This window comes from Acidimicrobiia bacterium (assembly GCA_041676705.1).
Lineage (GTDB): Bacteria > Actinomycetota > Acidimicrobiia > Acidimicrobiales > SKKL01 > Actinomarinicola.
Genome location: JBAYRL010000007.1, coordinates 21347 through 37682, shown reverse-complemented (window position 1 = coordinate 37682; position 16336 = coordinate 21347). Strand labels below are relative to the sequence as shown.

The following is a 16336-nucleotide window of genomic DNA, read 5'->3' as shown; positions in this document are numbered from 1 at the left end:
GGCCTTGTGGCCGAATCTACTTTTTCTTCCGGTTCATCGCTCGGGCCTAATGCCTGGCTCGTTGATGAGATGCACGATCAATACCTCACCGATCCCAATTCGGTTAGCGAAAGCTGGCGAGAATTCTTCGCCGACTATCAACGAGGCACCTCGGCACCCCCCGGGGCCGCACCCCAACACACTCCGCCGGTGGCCGCCCCATCAACCTCTACACCAACAGCAACCGCTTCAGCTGCCACCGCCACAGCGGCAACCAAGCCCGCTCCCGCAGCAGAGTTACCTGAAGGTGACCGTTTACGCGGAGCGGCGGCACGGATTGTGGAAAACATGGAAACAAGCTTGTCGGTACCGACCGCTACCAGTTTTCGTGAGGTGCCCGCCAAACTTCTAGAGATTAACCGCAAGACGATTAACGGCTATCTGGGGCGGACCAGAGGTGGCAAGGTTTCTTTCACGCACCTCATTGGTTATGCCATTGTGCGGGCCATCGCCGATCACGTTCCGGTTATGAACTCCACCTTCGAACGCGGTAGCGACGCTAACCCGTACGTCACGCGCCACAAACACGTTGGTTTGGGCCTAGCGGTCGACGTGGAAAAATCTGATGGTTCGCGCACCTTATTGGTTCCGTGTATTCGCGAGGCGGACGCCTTAAACTTCGCGGAATTCCACACCGCCTACGAAGAGATAATCCGTAAGGTTCGTACCAATAAGCTCTCGCCCGACGATTTTGCTGGTACCACAGTAAGTCTCACCAACCCAGGCACCATTGGTACCAAACAATCGGTACCACGGCTTATGCCTGGCCAAGGGCTGATCGTGGGTGTGGGCAGTATCGACTACCCGACCGCCTATCAGGCCGCCGATCCTCGTGCCATTGCTGATTTAGGGCTTTCTAAGGTCATCACTATCTCATCCACGTATGACCATCGCATCATTCAAGGCGCAGAATCGGGCATCTTCTTGCAGCGCGTTCAAGAGCTGCTGTTGGGGCAACACAACTTCTACGACGACGTCTTCCATTCCATGGGCATTCCCTATGAAGCCGTGAAATGGCAGCGCGACACCAACCCCGCTGACCGAGCCGATTCGGCTATTGAGAAACAAATTGCGGTTAACACCCTCATCAACATGTATCGGGTGCGGGGGCATCTCATTGCCGATCTTGACCCCCTCTCAAGCGAAGAACCGACCATGCACCCCGAACTCGACCCAGCTACATACGGGCTGAGCATTTGGGATTTGGATCGCGACTTCCTTACCGGTACCGGCGCTGGTCTTTATGCCCCAGTTGGTGGCCGACCACGTATGAGCCTCGACAATATTTTGGATGTGTTGCGAGATGCCTATTGCCGCACCATTGGCATTGAGTACATGCACATCCAAGAACCAGCCGAGAAGCGCTGGATTCAAGAGCACGTGGAGGGCGTCTCACCAAGTTTCAGCCCTGAAGAACAACGCCACATTTTGGAACGTTTGAATGCCGCTGAAGCTTTCGAGAAGTTCCTCTCCACCAAATATGTGGGCCAAAAACGATTTGGGCTAGAAGGTGGCGAAACCACCATTCCAATTCTCGATACTTTGGTGGGCGAAGCAGCCGATTCGAATCAGCAACGAGCGATTTTGGGTATGGCTCACCGTGGCCGCCTCAACGTGTTGGCCAACATCGTTGGTAAGTCATACGACCAAATTTTCCGTGAGTTCGAAGGCAACATCGACCCAGAAACAATCCAAGGCTCCGGTGACGTGAAATACCACCTGGGTCAATCGGGCTTCTTTACCAGCCGCAATGGCAACACGATTCCTGTTGAGCTAGCCGCTAACCCATCGCACCTGGAAGCTGTGAATCCAGTGGTGTTGGGTATGGCACGCGCCCACATGGACACCGCCGAGACCGACAACTATCCGATTTTGCCGGTCTTGATTCATGGCGACGCTGCCTTTGCAGGACAAGGCGTGGTTGCGGAAACTCTGAACCTCTCACTCATTAAGGGTTACCGGGTTGGTGGCACTATCCACGTGATCATCAACAACCAGTTGGGCTTTACCACCCCACCCGATTCCGCCCGCTCCTCGGAGTATCCCACCGACATCGCGAAAATGGTGCAAGCCCCCATCTTCCATGTGAATGGAGATGATCCCGAAGCCTGCGTTCATGTGGCGAAACTAGCATTCCAATATCGTCAACGCTTCAACAAAGACGTGGTCATCGATGTGGTTTGTTACCGGCGTTTTGGCCACAACGAAGGCGACGATCCGAGCTATACCCAACCGCAAATGTACGCCAAGATCGACGCTCGCCGGTCGGTGCGAAAGATATACACCGAAGCACTGGTCAAGAGGGGCGACATCACCCTCGAACAAGCCGAAGGCGCACTTGATGACTACCAGTCAAGGCTGCAAGAGGCCCTCGACGAAACCCGTCAAACGGCCCCTCCCCCGGTCACCGAAGCGCTACCACCACGGGGCACCCGCGGTGTGTTGCCTCACGTTGAAACCGGCGTCGAGCGTTCCGTAATCAATCAGATTTACGAAACTCTGTCCACCCATCCCACCGGCTTCACAATTCACCCCAAACTGGCCCGCCAGTTCAAGAACCGCGATCAAATGTTCCACGATGGCGAGGTTGATTGGTCCCTAGCCGAGTCGATGGCATTTGGCTCGCTGCTAATTGAAGGCGTATCAGTTCGTTTGGCAGGCCAAGACACCCGTCGTGGAACCTTCTCTCAACGTCACTCCACCTTGGTCGACTATGAAACTGGTCGCGAGTATGTGCCCCTTAGCATGCTGGCTAAAGACCCCACGCAGCTGTGGATTTACGACTCGCTGTTAAGCGAATACGCGGCGTTAGGTTTTGAATACGGCTATTCGGTTGCCAACCAAGATGTTTTGGTGGCCTGGGAAGCCCAATTCGGTGACTTTGCTAACGGTGCCCAAATCATCATTGACCAGTTCCTGGTGGCAGCTGAAGAAAAATGGGAGCAGCTATCGGGCTTGGTAATGCTGTTACCCCATGGTTTTGAAGGACAAGGCCCAGAGCACTCTTCAGCTCGTCTGGAACGGTTCCTGACCTTGTCGGCACAAGACAACATCCAGGTAGTAAACGCCACCACCTCGGCGCAATACTTCCACCTGCTACGTCGACAAATGCATCGCGAACGTCGCACCCCATTAATTGTGATGACTCCCAAGTCGTTGCTGCGTGCCCGTTCGGCGCATTCACCCATCGAAGAGCTCACCACCGGGCATTTCCGAGAGGTTATCGACGATGCCAGCGTCACCGACCCGGCCAGCATTACCAAAGTAGTGCTCACCACCGGCAAGGTTGGCCATGATGCCATCGCGCATCGTGATGAGGTTGGAGCACCAGCGGCGGTGGTTCGAATCGAGCAGCTTTATCCTTGGCCCGGCGAACAAATCGCTGAGATCCTGCAGCGTTACAGCAACGCCCACGAGGTAGTTTGGCTACAAGAAGAACCCAAGAACATGGGTGCCTGGAACTTTGTTAAGGGCCGCCTGTATGGGCCCCACGGTGACAGCCACAAGATTTATCGTGTCAGTCGCGCTGACTCGGCAAGTCCGGCAACCGGGTCGGCAGCCATGCACGTACTTGAACAGCGCCAAATACTAACCAAGGCTTTTAGCTAACTCGGCTCAAGCCCTAAGCGTTCGGCGCCAGCGGCATCCAGCAGTGCCGAGCAGCACATTTCAGATTTCGCTAGGCACCTTAAGCCGCTAGGTGCCTAGCGGAAAACCAACTACCTCTTCGAGCTCACGAATCGCTACCTCGGGGTCTACCACCTTGATGGTGGTCATGCCCATGGCCCGAGCCGGTTTCAGATTCACCCCAAGGTCATCTAGGAACACCGCTTCATGCGGCTCAATACCGAGCAGCTCGCACGCAATCTCATAAAAGCGCGGATCGGGTTTACGAACCCCGGCCTTTGACGATTCCACCACCACATCAAAAAGGGCCATCACCTCGGCAATCGCGGCGGCACGATTCGGTCGGGTTTCCCCAACCGGCAGCCCTTTAGCTTCCGCAGGTACCAAGAAATTGTTGGTTAAAAGCGCGGTCATCAAACGTTCTTTGGTGCGACGCAAAGCCTCTACCATGGCCGGACGCAAGTCTCCGCTCAGCAGGCTGAGAATCACCTCGCCCTCAACCTGGTGACCCAACTCGGCCACCTCGGCTTCAAAAAGTTGGGCAAACTCGGCTCGGTTAACTTCGCTTCGTTCTAGCTTGGCCCAAGCATTATTATCGGGATTAATTGAGTTGATGTGACGAAGAAGCCCTGCCGGCAAGCCATTTTCGGCCTCGTATCGAGCAAAGGCCTCAAACGGACTCGAAAGTATCACACCACCAAAATCGAACAACACAGCACGAATCATTTGACGATGGTAGGCACAAATAGCTCGGGTCTACTGGTTCCTCACGCGGCTTTAATCGCTAACACCGGCACCACGCCGCACACGATCACGATGGCGGCGAGGGGAACTTGGCTTATAGCGATTAGTGTCAATAGCCATGAGCGCTCAATACATCTACACGATGCACAAGCTAAGCCGGTTCTATCCTCCTGACCGCACCGTGCTCTCTGATATCAATTTAAGTTTCTTTCCTGGTGCCAAAATTGGTGTCATTGGTGCTAACGGCTCCGGTAAGTCGTCGCTGTTACGCATCATGGCCGGGCTTGATGACGGCTACACGGGTGAAGCGCGGCTAACCGCTGGCTTCACCGTGGGGTTACTAGAACAAGAACCCCAACTAAACCCTGATAAAGACGTTTTAGGCAACGTGATGGACGGGGTGGGCGAAGTAGCAGAATTGCTGACCCGATACGACGAAGTACTGGCGGGCTGGGCTGACCCCGATGCCGACTATGACCGCTTGGGTGCCGAACAGGCCGACCTTGAAGCCAAAATTGAGGCCGCCCAAGCATGGGACCTTCAGCGCAACATAGAAATTGCTATGGACGCGTTGCGATTGCCGCCCTCCGATAGCGAGGTAACCCACCTCTCCGGTGGTGAACGCCGCCGGGTAGCCCTCTGTCGCTTGTTGCTCTCACGGCCCGATCTTTTGCTGTTAGACGAGCCAACCAACCACTTAGACGCCGAATCGGTGGCCTGGCTAGAGCGGTTCCTGGCCGACTATGCCGGAACGGTGGTGGCCATCACCCACGACCTCTACTTCCTCGACAACGTGGCCGGTTGGATTCTAGAACTCGACCGCGGTCGGGGTTACCCCTTCGAAGGCAACTATTCCTCGTGGCTTGAACAAAAACAGGCTCGCTTGGCCCAAGAAGAAAAAACCGAGTCGGCTCGACAACGAACACTGGCTCGCGAATTGGAATGGGTTCGCATGGCTCCGAAAGCCCGCCAAGCCAAAGGTAAGGCTCGCCTGAGTGCTTACGAGGCATTGTTGGCCGAATCAAAAGCCAATGAAGGCCGAGGCGAGGCCTTACAAATTCAAATCCCGGCTGGTGAACGCTTGGGTGATGTGGTTATTCAGGCCAAAGATCTTTCCAAAGGGTTCGGCGACCGTTTGCTGATTGACGATTTATCATTCGACCTGCCCAAGGCAGGCATTGTGGGTGTAATCGGTGCCAATGGTGCCGGGAAAACCACCTTGTTCAAGATGATCACCGGCAGCGAAACACCCGATGGTGGTGAGATTGTGGTGGGGCCAACAGTACAGCTGGCTTATGTTGACCAGTCACGGGACGAACTTGACCCTGAACGGACCCTTTATGAAGAAATCACCGGCGGCTCAGACTTAATCAAAGTTGGGGGTCGAGAGCTGAACGGCCGGGCCTACGTTGCGAGCTTCAACTTCAAGGGTTCTGATCAACAAAAGAAGGTGGGCGTACTTTCGGGTGGGGAAAGAAACCGAGTTCATCTGGCCAAGGTGCTAAGCCGCGGTGGAAACGTGCTGTTGCTTGACGAACCAACCAACGACCTAGACGTTGAAACCCTGCGAGCATTGGAAGACGCCTTAGAAGCCTTCGCTGGTTGTGCCGTTATCATTAGTCACGATCGGTGGTTCTTAGATCGTGTTGCGACCCACGTGTTGGCTTTTGAAGGAAACTCGCAGGTGCGTTGGTTTGAAGGCAACTTCTCAGAATATGAAGAGTTCCGCCGTAAAGAATTTGGTGCCGACGCCAATCAGCCGCATCGCATCAAATATAAGCCACTAGCTCGGAGCTAAATTTGCCTTTGAATCCACCGTCAACAAACGCCACCGATAACCACAAAGAACCCTTAGATGACCATGCCATTGCCGCGCAGGTAGCCACGGCGGCGGGTGAATTGTTAATGGCATTGCGGGCTGATCTGGTGGCCCAGGGCGCACCACGATGGGCAATTGAGCAACAAGGCGACGCACAAGCCCATCGTCTGTGCGCTCAGGCATTGGCGAAACTGGCACCCGGTGATGCGCTTTTGTCGGAAGAAGGCACCGACGACCCGGTGCGCCTTGGGGCTGAACGAACCTGGATTGTGGACCCGCTCGACGGGACCCGAGAATACGGTGAATACCCGCGACGTGATTTCGCGGTGCATGTCGCCCTGGTTAAAAAAAACCGGCCGGTGGCAGCGGCGGTGGCACTGCCAGCGGTCGGTGTCACCTACCAAAGTGGGTTAGGTCTTGAGCTACCACAACGTGACGAGGGACCACCTCGGATGGTGGTGAGTCGATCGCGTCCGCCCCACATCTGTTATCTCATTGCTGAGGCCATTGGGGCCGAGCTAATTCCAATGGGCTCAGCGGGCGCCAAGGCTATGGCCGTGGTGAGCGGAGAGGCTGACATTTATGCCCATGCCGGTGGCCAGTACGAGTGGGATTCGTGCGCTCCGGTTGGAGTTGCCAACGCCGTAGGCTTATACACGGCACGCCTCGACGGTGCACCGCTGCTTTACAATCAGCCCGACCCCTGGCTGCCCGACTTTCTAATCTGTCGTCCTGAATACACCGATGACATTTTGGCAGTCGTACATCAGCACTTCCAGCGATCCACGTACCAGAACCGATGGCATTAGATTCCAACCCGCCAACCGACCTAACAATTGGCGCATTTTCCAACCACGCCCCCTGGTTGGTGGATCCCAAAAACATGCCTTGGCGGGCCCCGGTGCCAACCGTTCGAGATGTGGTGCGCCGCCAACTTCCATCGCTCACCCGCCAACGTCGTTTACCGCCGCTTGGACGTTTGATGGTGGTGGTGTTCCACCTTGGTCTAGCGGTTGTGGGTTGGGCCTTGGTAGAGCGACGCTCTGGAGACCGGTCAAAGTCGAGGGCCGGGTTGTCGCGGCGCATGCGTTTGGCCATTGAGCGATTGGGCCCCACCTTCATCAAGCTGGCGCAGATAATTTCCTCGGGCGAAGGCCTCTTTCCTCCCGAGCTGGTCAACGAATTCAAGAAATGTCGCGACCAAGTACCGGCGGAACCCTTTAGTGCGGTGCGTGCTGTAATCGAAGAAGATTTGGGCCGACCAATTGACCAGGTTTTCGAGTGGATCCAAGAAGACGCTTTAGCGGCCGCTTCTATTGCCCAAGTTCACGTTGCCAAGCTCCGCAGCGGCGAAGAGGTGGTGGTAAAGGTTCAGCGACCCATCGTCGGCCAGGTTGTACACCGAGACTTGCAGGTAATGTCGTGGCTGGCACCGTTTCTAGTGGGCCGCATCCCAGTGGTAGCGCTGGCCAACCCACCAGCTTTGGTCGAGTTATTTGCTGAAACCATCACCGAAGAACTCGACTTTCGAGTTGAGGCCGAAAACATGTTGGATGTGGCCCGTACCTTCGCCACTCTTGACCAACGAACCTATGTGATCCCACGACCTCATCCGAGGTTGGTAACTCGTCGCGTGCTAGTGATGGAACGCTTGAGCGGCTTTGCCTTTGACGACGTAGTTGGCATGCAAGAAGCGGGTATCGACACCGAAGAGATTATTCGCACCGGCATGGTGGGCTTTATGGAAGGTGCCATGCTGCACGGAATCTTCCACGGTGATCTGCACGGCGGTAACTTGTTGGTGCTTCGCGACGGTCGTACCGCCCTTTTAGACTTCGGCATCACCGGTCGCCTCAATGAAAACCGGCGTAAAGCATTTCTACGCTTGTTGCTATCGGCCAGCACAAATAACATCACCGGCCAACTGGCCGCACTTCGTGACCTAGGTGCGTTGCCCGCCGACACCGACCTCGACGCCGTGATTGTAGAGTTAGACCTCGAAAAAGGCCCGATTGACCCCACGCAGCTTTCACCAGATGAATTGGTGGAAGAACTACAACGAGTGGTGAAAGCCTTGTTAGGTTACGGCGCTCGCATCCCAAAAGAACTCATGCTCTTTGTAAAGAACATGGTCTTTTTGGACGGCGCTATTTCGAGGTTGGCACCGGATATCGATCTGTTCGCCGAGATCAGCAGAATTGCCATGTATTTCGCTACCACCCACGGCGAAACCATTGCCGCCGATATAGGGGTCGACCCGACCAGCGTCGATTTTGACTTCACCGCTATGAAGGCGGGCTTGGGCCTCGATAGCAGTGACGACCTAGCAAGCTTCACCTATCGTGATTTACAAGAACGCCGCGAGTTAATCCGGGAACGTTTCGCCAAACGCGGTGCCAGCCTAAAGTGATGACACCATGCGACTAGTTATTGCGCGCTGCTCGGTCAGCTATGTGGGCCGACTTGATGCCTATTTGCCCATGGCCAAACGCCTTATCATGGTGAAAGCTGACGGCTGTGTAGCCATTCATTCCGACGGTGGTGCCTATAAACCGTTGAACTGGATGAACGCCCCAAATCGTTTGGTGGAAAGCGATGAGGAATGGGTGGTGCATGGTGCCAAGGGTGAAGTGCTGACCATCACTATCGACCAGGTTTTTAGCGACACCAACCACGAACTTGGGGTCGATCCGGGCCTTAGGAAAGATGGCGTTGAGCTTCAGTTACAAGAGCTTTTAGCGGCTAACACCCAAGCCATCGCCGATGATCTGGCCCTTATCCGGCGTGAATACCCAACGGCTATCGGCCCGGTCGATTTAATGTGTCGCCAAAGCGATGGCACTTTGATCGCCATCGAAATAAAACGCCGGGGAGAAATAGATGGGGTTGAGCAACTCACCCGATATTTAGAAGTACTGCGCAAAGACCCAAGCTTCGGCAGCGTTGAAGGCATGTTTGTGGCACAGTCGATCAAACCCCAAGCTTGGGAGCTGGCCAGCCAACGAGGCATAAAATGCGTAGAGGTGGACTACGACGAGCTTCGGGGGATCGAGCCTCAACAGCCAAGACTGTTTTAGCTAACCTCCCTAAGCTGCGAGTCCACCTCTGCCGCTACGGAATTTAGGTTTTACGCGGCCGTACTGGCCAACACTAGGTGCAAAGTGGTTCCCGGTTTTGCAAGAGGTTGGCAAAGCCAACCCCTAATCAAGCGTCGAACTTGCACAACCCATTGCTGATAACAACCTTGTCACCAACCGAAGTGGTGAAAAGCGCTTCCCCAGCTTCGGTATTCCACATGCGGATCGTCAGTTCGTCACCAGGTAGAACCGGTGATGCGAATCGAACTTCCATGTGGCGGAACCGGGCAGGGTCTCCATCGCACAAGGTGTGCAACAAAGCACGGCCGGTGAATCCGTAGGTGCACAAACCGTGCAAAATGGGTCGTGGGAATCCACCAATGTCCGAGAAAGACTTATCGGAGTGAAGTGGATTCCGGTCGCCATTCAAACGGTAGGTGAGGGCCTGGTCGGGCCGAGTGGTATAGGTGACCACATGGTCAGGGTCACGATCTGGAGCCACGTTAACCGCGCCCGATGGTCCACGATCACCGCCAAAACCACCCTCGCCGGCAATGAAGACCGATGAACGGGTGCTAAATAGTGGTTCGCCGGTTTCAACGAGCTTGGCGTGCGATTCGGTTACTACAACCGCGCCTTTGCCTTTGTCGTAGATGCCGGTGATCTCACCTTGCGATTCGAGTTCGCCCTCAACGGGGATCTCGCGATGCAGCGTTACGGCTTGTTCACCATGTACCAACATGGCCGGGTTAAAGGTTCCGATCTTGTCCATACCGCCACCGCCAGCACCCATAACGACCGCCATGGTGGGCAATACTCGTTGCTGGACACCTTTGGTGTTTTCGGTGGTGAACTCAAGTTCCAGGTTGACCGGGTCAAGGCTTCCGGCACCCACGCTCACGGCGTAGAGCAAAGCATCTTTGCTGGTCCAGCTTCGACGACCCGGTTCACCCTTAGAACCAACAGCATCAGGATTAATTGGCATTACTACCCCCTATTTGCCTCTATGAGCCTGATAATTAGATTGACTTGCCTGGGCGGCCTGGGCCTTCAGCGTCGGCACCGCTCATGTCAGCATTCAAGCGGGCATTGGCCATAAGCTCGGCCACGATGGCACCCATCTTGGTGGGATCATCGGTTGGTTCCGAGGTGGGGCCACGGTGCCAGCCTTCTGAAATTGAAAGCGCACGACCGCTAACGTCGAAGACGCGACCGGTTACCTTCTCGGCTTCGGGGCTAGCCAACCAGGTGACAATGGGAGCAATCCAACGGGGGGACATTTGCTCTTTAGCTTCCTCAGGAAGCTGACCCATGCCCAGGTTTTCAGTCATACGAGTGAGCGCCGCGGGGGCAATGGCATTACAGGTGACGTTGTAACGAGCCAGCTCGAGGGCGGCAATTACGGTGAAGGCCGCGATGCCTGCCTTGGCGGCACCATAGTTGGTTTGGCCCACGTTGCCGTAGATACCAGAAGGTGAGGTGGTGTTAATAATACGACCGTAGGTTTCTTTGCCAGCCTTGGCTTGTTCACGCCAGTAAGCAGCCGCCCAACGGCTCGGACCAAAGGTGCCCTTCAGGTGAACCTGAATCACGGCATCCCATTCGGCTTCGGTCATGTTGGTGAGCATGCGGTCACGCAGAATACCGGCGTTGTTCACCACGATGTTCAGGTCACCGAAGGTTTCAACGGCCTGGTTCACCATGTTCTGAGCACCTTCCCAGCTGCTCACGTCATCGCCGTTTACAACGGCTTCACCGCCCATGCCACGGATTTCTTCTACAACCTCACCAGCTGGGCCAGAGCCGCCACCAGAGCCGTCCATTTCCGAGCCGAGGTCGTTAACAACAATTTTGGCGCCCTGTTCGGCCATCATGAGGGCATGCTCACGCCCGATGCCGCGGCCTGCGCCGGTGATAATAGCTACGCGTCCGTCGAGGATTCCCATCGTGTGATTCTTCTCCTGAATCGTTTGTCGGCTGTCTCGTATTACATCTGGTCGAGCCAGCACGGGTAGATACTAAAGTGTGCCACCTGGCACCGGCTCTTGGCCAACGGTCAGCAGTACTAGCTGACCGGCACAACACCGCTACGAATACAAGAATTCAACTTGCGTTGTCGATACCTATCTTGCGCTGCACATATGTACGATATGTAGCACAATGGCACAACAATCCCGTTCGATTCGGGGACGTTTAGCATTAGCCGTATCGGCTGGCGCGCTCGTCCTTATCTATGCAGCATTATTGGTGGCGTCTTATTTGGATCCTGGGTTCAACGGGAAACAGGTTGCGCGTGGAACACGCTTAGATGACGTGGATATCGCGGGCTTCAGCAAAGAAAAGCTCCAAGCTCACCTCGATGAGAAATCGAAAGAGCTGGCAAATGCTGAGGTGCGGTTGGGTTCAACCGATCAATTCGTAGCGGTTAACGCTATCGACTTAGGAATTAGCTTCGACCGCGAATCAACCGCCAAGGTGGTGCAAAAACCGCAGGTCAACGTGATTGTTCGCCCCTTAGCATGGGTCGGTAGCTTCTTTGGCGACCGTACCGTAACCTCACGTTATAGCGTGGATGAAACTTCCTTGACTAGCGAAGTGGCTGCCCTTTCTATTCCGGGCAAGGTTGCGGCCATTGAGCCAAGCATCGATGCCGAAGCTGGAACGCTGAGTTTGGTTCCAGGTGTTGAAGGTAAAGGTATCGACATTCAAGAGCTGGCAGCGGTATTGACGGAAGAAGCCGCTCGAGCCAATAACGGTGTGATTTCGGTGGCACCGCCGCTAGTACCAGTGCAGCCTCTACTGGCTGATGAAGATGTTCAAGGTGCCATCGCAGAAGCCGATGAGCAGACCAAGGCCGGTCTAACCGTGGTCGTGGAAGATGAAGAACAGCATTTTGAACCACAGGTTCTGCGAGGCTGGGTGGAATTGGATTCGGCCAGTAAGCCCGGCGATGTTAAATGGTCTTTCAACCAAGATCTGCTTGACGATTACGTTCGAGGTGCATTCTCAGAATCAGGTTCTATGGGAACCGATTCGCGTTTCAGCGTAGAAAACGGCCAAGTAGTCTTTACCCCCGGCGATGATTCCACCATGTGTTGTAGCGCCGACTCGGCCGATCTAATTGACACTGCCATTCGCTCAGGCCAAAGCCGAGTGACCCTTGAATTGCGCCAAGCTGGTGAGCAACGAGGTTTGGAATGGGCCGAAAGCTTGGGTGTAGTCGAGCCTGTAGCCACCTTCACCTCGGCTCATGCTTGTTGCCAAAACCGTGTTACCAATATCCACAAGATTGCCGACGACACTCGTGGAGTGTTGATTCTACCGGGCGAAACCTTTTCGCTTAACGGCCATGTCGGCCAACGAACTACCGAAAAAGGTTATGTGGCCGCTGGGGGCATCACCAACGGAGTGATGGTCGACCAGCTCGGTGGGGGCATTTCGCAATTCACCACAGCTTTGTTCAACGCGGCTTTCTTCGCGGGGTTGGATTATGGCGAATACCAGTCGCACTCCATTTATTTCAGTCGCTACCCTTACGGCCGAGAAGCTACGCTTTCGTGGCCGCATCCCGACCTGCAGATTAGAAACACTACGCCTTATGGCATATTGATTTGGCCGACATACACCGACACTGAAATCACGGTGACGTTGTATTCCACCAAATATGTGGATGTTGAACAGACCGCGCAATCAAAAGAACCCCAAGGCACCTGCACGCGGGTGCGCACCGAAAGAACACGCCGCTACCTCGACGGAACGGTCAAGGTTGACAGCGTGAGTGCTCTGTATCGCCGAGTGGAAGGCGAGAATTGTTCGGGCGAATCTTCGGTGCCCACCACGGCGCCAGCCCCAACTACACCCCCACCTCCCACCACACCCCCAGCCACCGAGCCTGAAGAGCCATCACCGCCGCCCAGCTCCCCCGCGTCACCGGACGATGAGGAATGAGCCAACTAGATTTTGATGCAGTGATTGTTGGCGCTGGCCCGGCTGGCACCGCAACCGCTATTCATCTAACACGCTTAGGTTTCAGCGTCGGGCTTTTCGACAAAGCACAATTTCCACGCGATAAAACCTGCGGTGATGGGCTCACCACCTTGGCCCTGCGTGAGCTGGAAAGTCTCGGGTTTCAACCGGCCGTGGTCCCGTCATGGACCACGGTCACCGAGGCGGTCTTACATTCGCCTTATCGCCATATCGTTTCGCTACCATTGCCAAGGGGGCCCGGCGTTTTTGCCGCGGTAACACGGCGTATGGAACTTGACGATGCGTTGTTGCAAACCGCCATCGAAACTGGGGTTCAATTCTTCCCTGGGGCTTCACTTACCAGCGCCAGCCAAGATGCCACCGCCGTTAAGCTGGGTTTTTCTAACTTAGGTGAGGTAAGCGCCCGATGGGCCATTGGGGCCGATGGCATGTGGTCACCATTAGCGCGGATGCTTGGTGCCGCCCAAAGTGGATACCGAGGCGAATGGCACGCTTTCCGCCAATACTTCACCAACACCGCACCGGGTTCATCCAACCTTCATATTTGGTTTGAACCCGATCTGTTGCCTGGCTACGTGTGGTCGTTTCCAGTTGGTGAGAATGGCGCCAACGTGGGTTTTGGGGTGCTGAGAGGCGAGCGAATGAAGGGCGCTGAACTAGCCCGTCTATGGCCTGAGCTGTTGAAAAGACCAGCGATTCTAAGGGTACTTGGTACCCACGCTGAGCCTGAAGACACCCACCGTGCTTGGCCTATTCCGGCCGGGGTCACCGCCGCGACCCCTACTTGGGGGCGTTTCCTTTTCGTGGGCGACGCCGTGCGAGCAGGTGACGTGTTAACGGGCGAAGGCATCGGCCAAGCCTTGTTAAGCGGACGTTTGGCTGCCGACGCGGTGGGTTTAACCCAGGGCTCTAGCCCGACGGTCGATGAGGTGCAAACCGTGGCTTTGGCCTATGAGAAAGCACTGCAACAAACCTTGTTTGCCGATGCTCGCATGGCGAGTCTGTTAAATAAAATAATTGCTGCTCCGTGGCGAGCTGAAACCGCCATCAGAGTGATCGGGCTCTCGCTTTGGAACCGGCAACAGTTCGCACGCTGGTTATTTGAAGATTCTCCTCGCGGTATTGCCTTTATGCCTTCACATTGGAAACGCGGAGCGTTAAGCGGCCCAGCGGCATTCGCGCCTAGGAACTAAGCAGTCGCAGCGTCGTGGCTTTCGCCCGAGCGCTACGCTGTTGCCATGTTACGCACACGTTTAACTGAAGCTCTACAAATTGAGCACCCTGTAATGCTGGCGGGTATGGGCGGAGTTTCTTATCACGAACTCGTAACCGCAGTCACCGAAGCTGGCGGTTTTGGCTGCATGGGCGCTTCTACCATGGGTTTTGACGAAATGGTAGGAGAAATTTCCCGAGTCAGGAAAGCCACGCAAAAACCCTTTGGAGTTGACCTTCTTACGGCCTCTCCCGGCGATTTAGAAGCCAAGGTACAAGCCATTATCGATGGTGGTGCCGAAGTATTTGTGGCGGGCCTTGGTGTACCACGCGATGTCATCGACCTATGCCATGCCAACAATGTGCTGGTTATGAATATGTGTGGCAAGGTCCGCCACGCTATTGCAGCGGTGGAAGCAGGCTGTGACATTGTGGTGGCACAAGGCACCGAAGCTGGCGGACACACTGGTCAAGTGGCCACCATGGCATTAGTGCCCCAAATTGTAGATGCCGTCGGCGATCGAGTACCGGTAGTGGCAGCTGGTGGAATTGTAGACGGACGGGGTTTGGCAGCAGCGTTGTCACTTGGCGCTGACGGAGTCTGGATTGGGACCCGCTTCATCGCCACGCCCGAGGCTCGGACCACCCCCGGTTATAAAGAAACCCTGCTTAACCTGCCCGATGACGGCACGGTAATTTCACGTGGCTACACCGGTAAAACATGTCGGGTGGTACGAAACGACTACACCCAATATTGGGAAGATAACCCTGATGAGCTGCAACCTTTTCCACAGCAATTTATGCGCTCGGTTACCGATGGGGCCAACCATCTAGGCGCCGATTCTTCCACCGAAGTTGACCCATCTAAAGAGTTTTGGCCAGCTGGCCAAGGCGCCGGCGCTATTGGAGAGGTTGTTCCGGCTGGAGAGCTGGTATTGCGCTTTGTTGAAGAAGCCGAAGCCGTGTTGGGCAAGCTTAATTCGTATCACCTGGTTTAATAACAGGCATGCATAGCCACAGCGATCGCGACCAAGCCTGGGCATCCATCGAAATTGAGGCCAGACCAGAGCAGGTTTTTCATTACCTACGCCAACCTGCTCACCACGCCGAAATTTCGGGGGATCAAAGCGTGAAGGCAGCTATTTTCGGGCCGACCGAACTTTCTAACGGTGATCGCTTTGGCATGTCGATGAAAATGTTCGGTGTGCGCTACAAGATGACCTCTCGTGTGGTTGAATTCGAGCTGAATCACAACATCGCTTGGGCACACTTTGGTGGTCATCGTTGGCGCTACACGATTCGTGAACTGCCTTCGGGCCACTCACTGGTCACCGAAACTTTCGATCTATCAACCTCGAAAGCCCCTTGGGCCTTGCGATTGGCCGGTTTCCCCAAACGTCATGAAGGCAACATCACTGCCTCGTTGGAAAACCTAAAACGCCTGGTTGAGGCCGAGGCATAAACTTAGCTGACACCAAAATTGGCCGTGCGGTTCAACCTAGTTGAACCGCCGCCAAACATTAACTTCAAAACAGCCCATCAAGCGTGACTGAACACTTGACCAGCGCTTGGCCGCCTACCGTGGCTCGATTTCACTGCGAAGCACATTGCCGCGCTCTACGTTGTTTTCAAAGAGCACGCGGTAACGGATCCAAGGGCCGATTCCGTTCACTAGCAAAACTTTGCCTTTGGTGCCCGCGGGTACCCCAATGAGATCGGTGGTTGCTACCACTTTTTGGTGGCGCTTCAGCTCGTCGTTGGCTTCACTTTTGGTATTAGGCACGAAAACGGTGTCTCCTGGTTTTGGCTAAACCCCACCGTGGCGAGGCCG

13 protein-coding genes are annotated in these 16336 nt (G+C 55.2%); 9 read left to right on the top strand and 4 right to left on the bottom strand.

All coding sequences use genetic code 11. The annotated features are described in order from the left end of the window. Positions 1-6: 6 nt before the first annotated feature. Positions 7-3648 (top strand): multifunctional oxoglutarate decarboxylase/oxoglutarate dehydrogenase thiamine pyrophosphate-binding subunit/dihydrolipoyllysine-residue succinyltransferase subunit, encoded by a 3642-nt coding sequence (locus tag WC184_10590; protein MFA7478319.1) that lies wholly within the window; start codon positions 7-9, stop codon positions 3646-3648. 87 nt (positions 3649-3735) lie between these two features. Here the strand turns inward: WC184_10590 and WC184_10585 are convergent, their stop codons facing one another. Further along, positions 3736-4392 (bottom strand): HAD-IA family hydrolase, encoded by a 657-nt coding sequence (locus tag WC184_10585; protein MFA7478318.1) that lies wholly within the window; start codon positions 4390-4392, stop codon positions 3736-3738. A 136-nt stretch (positions 4393-4528) separates the two neighbouring features. Between WC184_10585 and ettA the strand changes: the two genes are divergently transcribed. Genes ettA through nucS form a run of 4 tightly spaced genes read left to right on the top strand, consistent with a single transcriptional unit; the run spans position 4529 to position 9306 of the window. Continuing rightward, entirely contained in the window at positions 4529-6208 is a 1680-nt protein-coding gene (gene ettA / locus WC184_10580; GenBank protein MFA7478317.1) for an energy-dependent translational throttle protein EttA, read from the top strand. A 2-nt stretch (positions 6209-6210) separates the two neighbouring features. Next, positions 6211-7038 (top strand): 3'(2'),5'-bisphosphate nucleotidase CysQ, encoded by an 828-nt coding sequence (locus tag WC184_10575; GenBank protein ID MFA7478316.1) that lies wholly within the window; start codon positions 6211-6213, stop codon positions 7036-7038. Next, positions 7029-8639, top strand: a complete 1611-nt coding sequence (locus WC184_10570) for an AarF/UbiB family protein (GenBank protein MFA7478315.1) — start codon at positions 7029-7031, stop codon at positions 8637-8639. Before WC184_10575 ends, WC184_10570 begins: the two co-directional genes overlap by 10 nt. 7 nt (positions 8640-8646) lie before the next feature. Further along, on the top strand, positions 8647-9306 hold the full coding sequence (nucS, locus tag WC184_10565; GenBank protein MFA7478314.1) for an endonuclease NucS: 660 nt from the start codon (positions 8647-8649) through the stop codon (positions 9304-9306). Between the two features lie 127 nt (positions 9307-9433). Here the strand turns inward: nucS and WC184_10560 are convergent, their stop codons facing one another. After that, the gene (locus tag WC184_10560; GenBank protein ID MFA7478313.1) at positions 9434-10291 is read right to left on the bottom strand and encodes a MaoC/PaaZ C-terminal domain-containing protein; all 858 of its coding nucleotides are present in this window, start codon (positions 10289-10291) and stop codon (positions 9434-9436) included. A 34-nt stretch (positions 10292-10325) separates the two neighbouring features. After that, positions 10326-11252, bottom strand: coding sequence for an SDR family oxidoreductase (locus WC184_10555; GenBank protein MFA7478312.1), 927 nt, complete (start codon positions 11250-11252; stop codon positions 10326-10328). A 214-nt stretch (positions 11253-11466) separates the two neighbouring features. Between WC184_10555 and WC184_10550 the strand changes: the two genes are divergently transcribed. The 4 genes from WC184_10550 to WC184_10535 are packed head-to-tail and all read left to right on the top strand — an operon-like array spanning position 11467 to position 15967. Further along, positions 11467-13254 (top strand): VanW family protein, encoded by a 1788-nt coding sequence (locus WC184_10550; protein ID MFA7478311.1) that lies wholly within the window; start codon positions 11467-11469, stop codon positions 13252-13254. Continuing rightward, on the top strand, positions 13251-14486 hold the full coding sequence (locus WC184_10545; GenBank protein ID MFA7478310.1) for an NAD(P)/FAD-dependent oxidoreductase: 1236 nt from the start codon (positions 13251-13253) through the stop codon (positions 14484-14486). The genes WC184_10550 and WC184_10545 overlap by 4 nt, the downstream gene beginning before the upstream one ends. Before the next feature lie 45 nt (positions 14487-14531). After that, positions 14532-15503 (top strand): nitronate monooxygenase, encoded by a 972-nt coding sequence (locus WC184_10540; protein MFA7478309.1) that lies wholly within the window; start codon positions 14532-14534, stop codon positions 15501-15503. Positions 15504-15511: 8 nt separating this feature from the next. Further along, complete coding sequence (locus WC184_10535) at positions 15512-15967, top strand: SRPBCC family protein (GenBank protein MFA7478308.1); 456 nt, start codon at positions 15512-15514, stop codon at positions 15965-15967. A gap of 114 nt (positions 15968-16081) precedes the next feature. On the opposite strand, the gene WC184_10530 is transcribed toward WC184_10535, so the two are convergent. Continuing rightward, the gene (locus tag WC184_10530) at positions 16082-16288 is read right to left on the bottom strand and encodes a hypothetical protein (GenBank protein MFA7478307.1); all 207 of its coding nucleotides are present in this window, start codon (positions 16286-16288) and stop codon (positions 16082-16084) included. Positions 16289-16336: the final 48 nt, after the last annotated feature.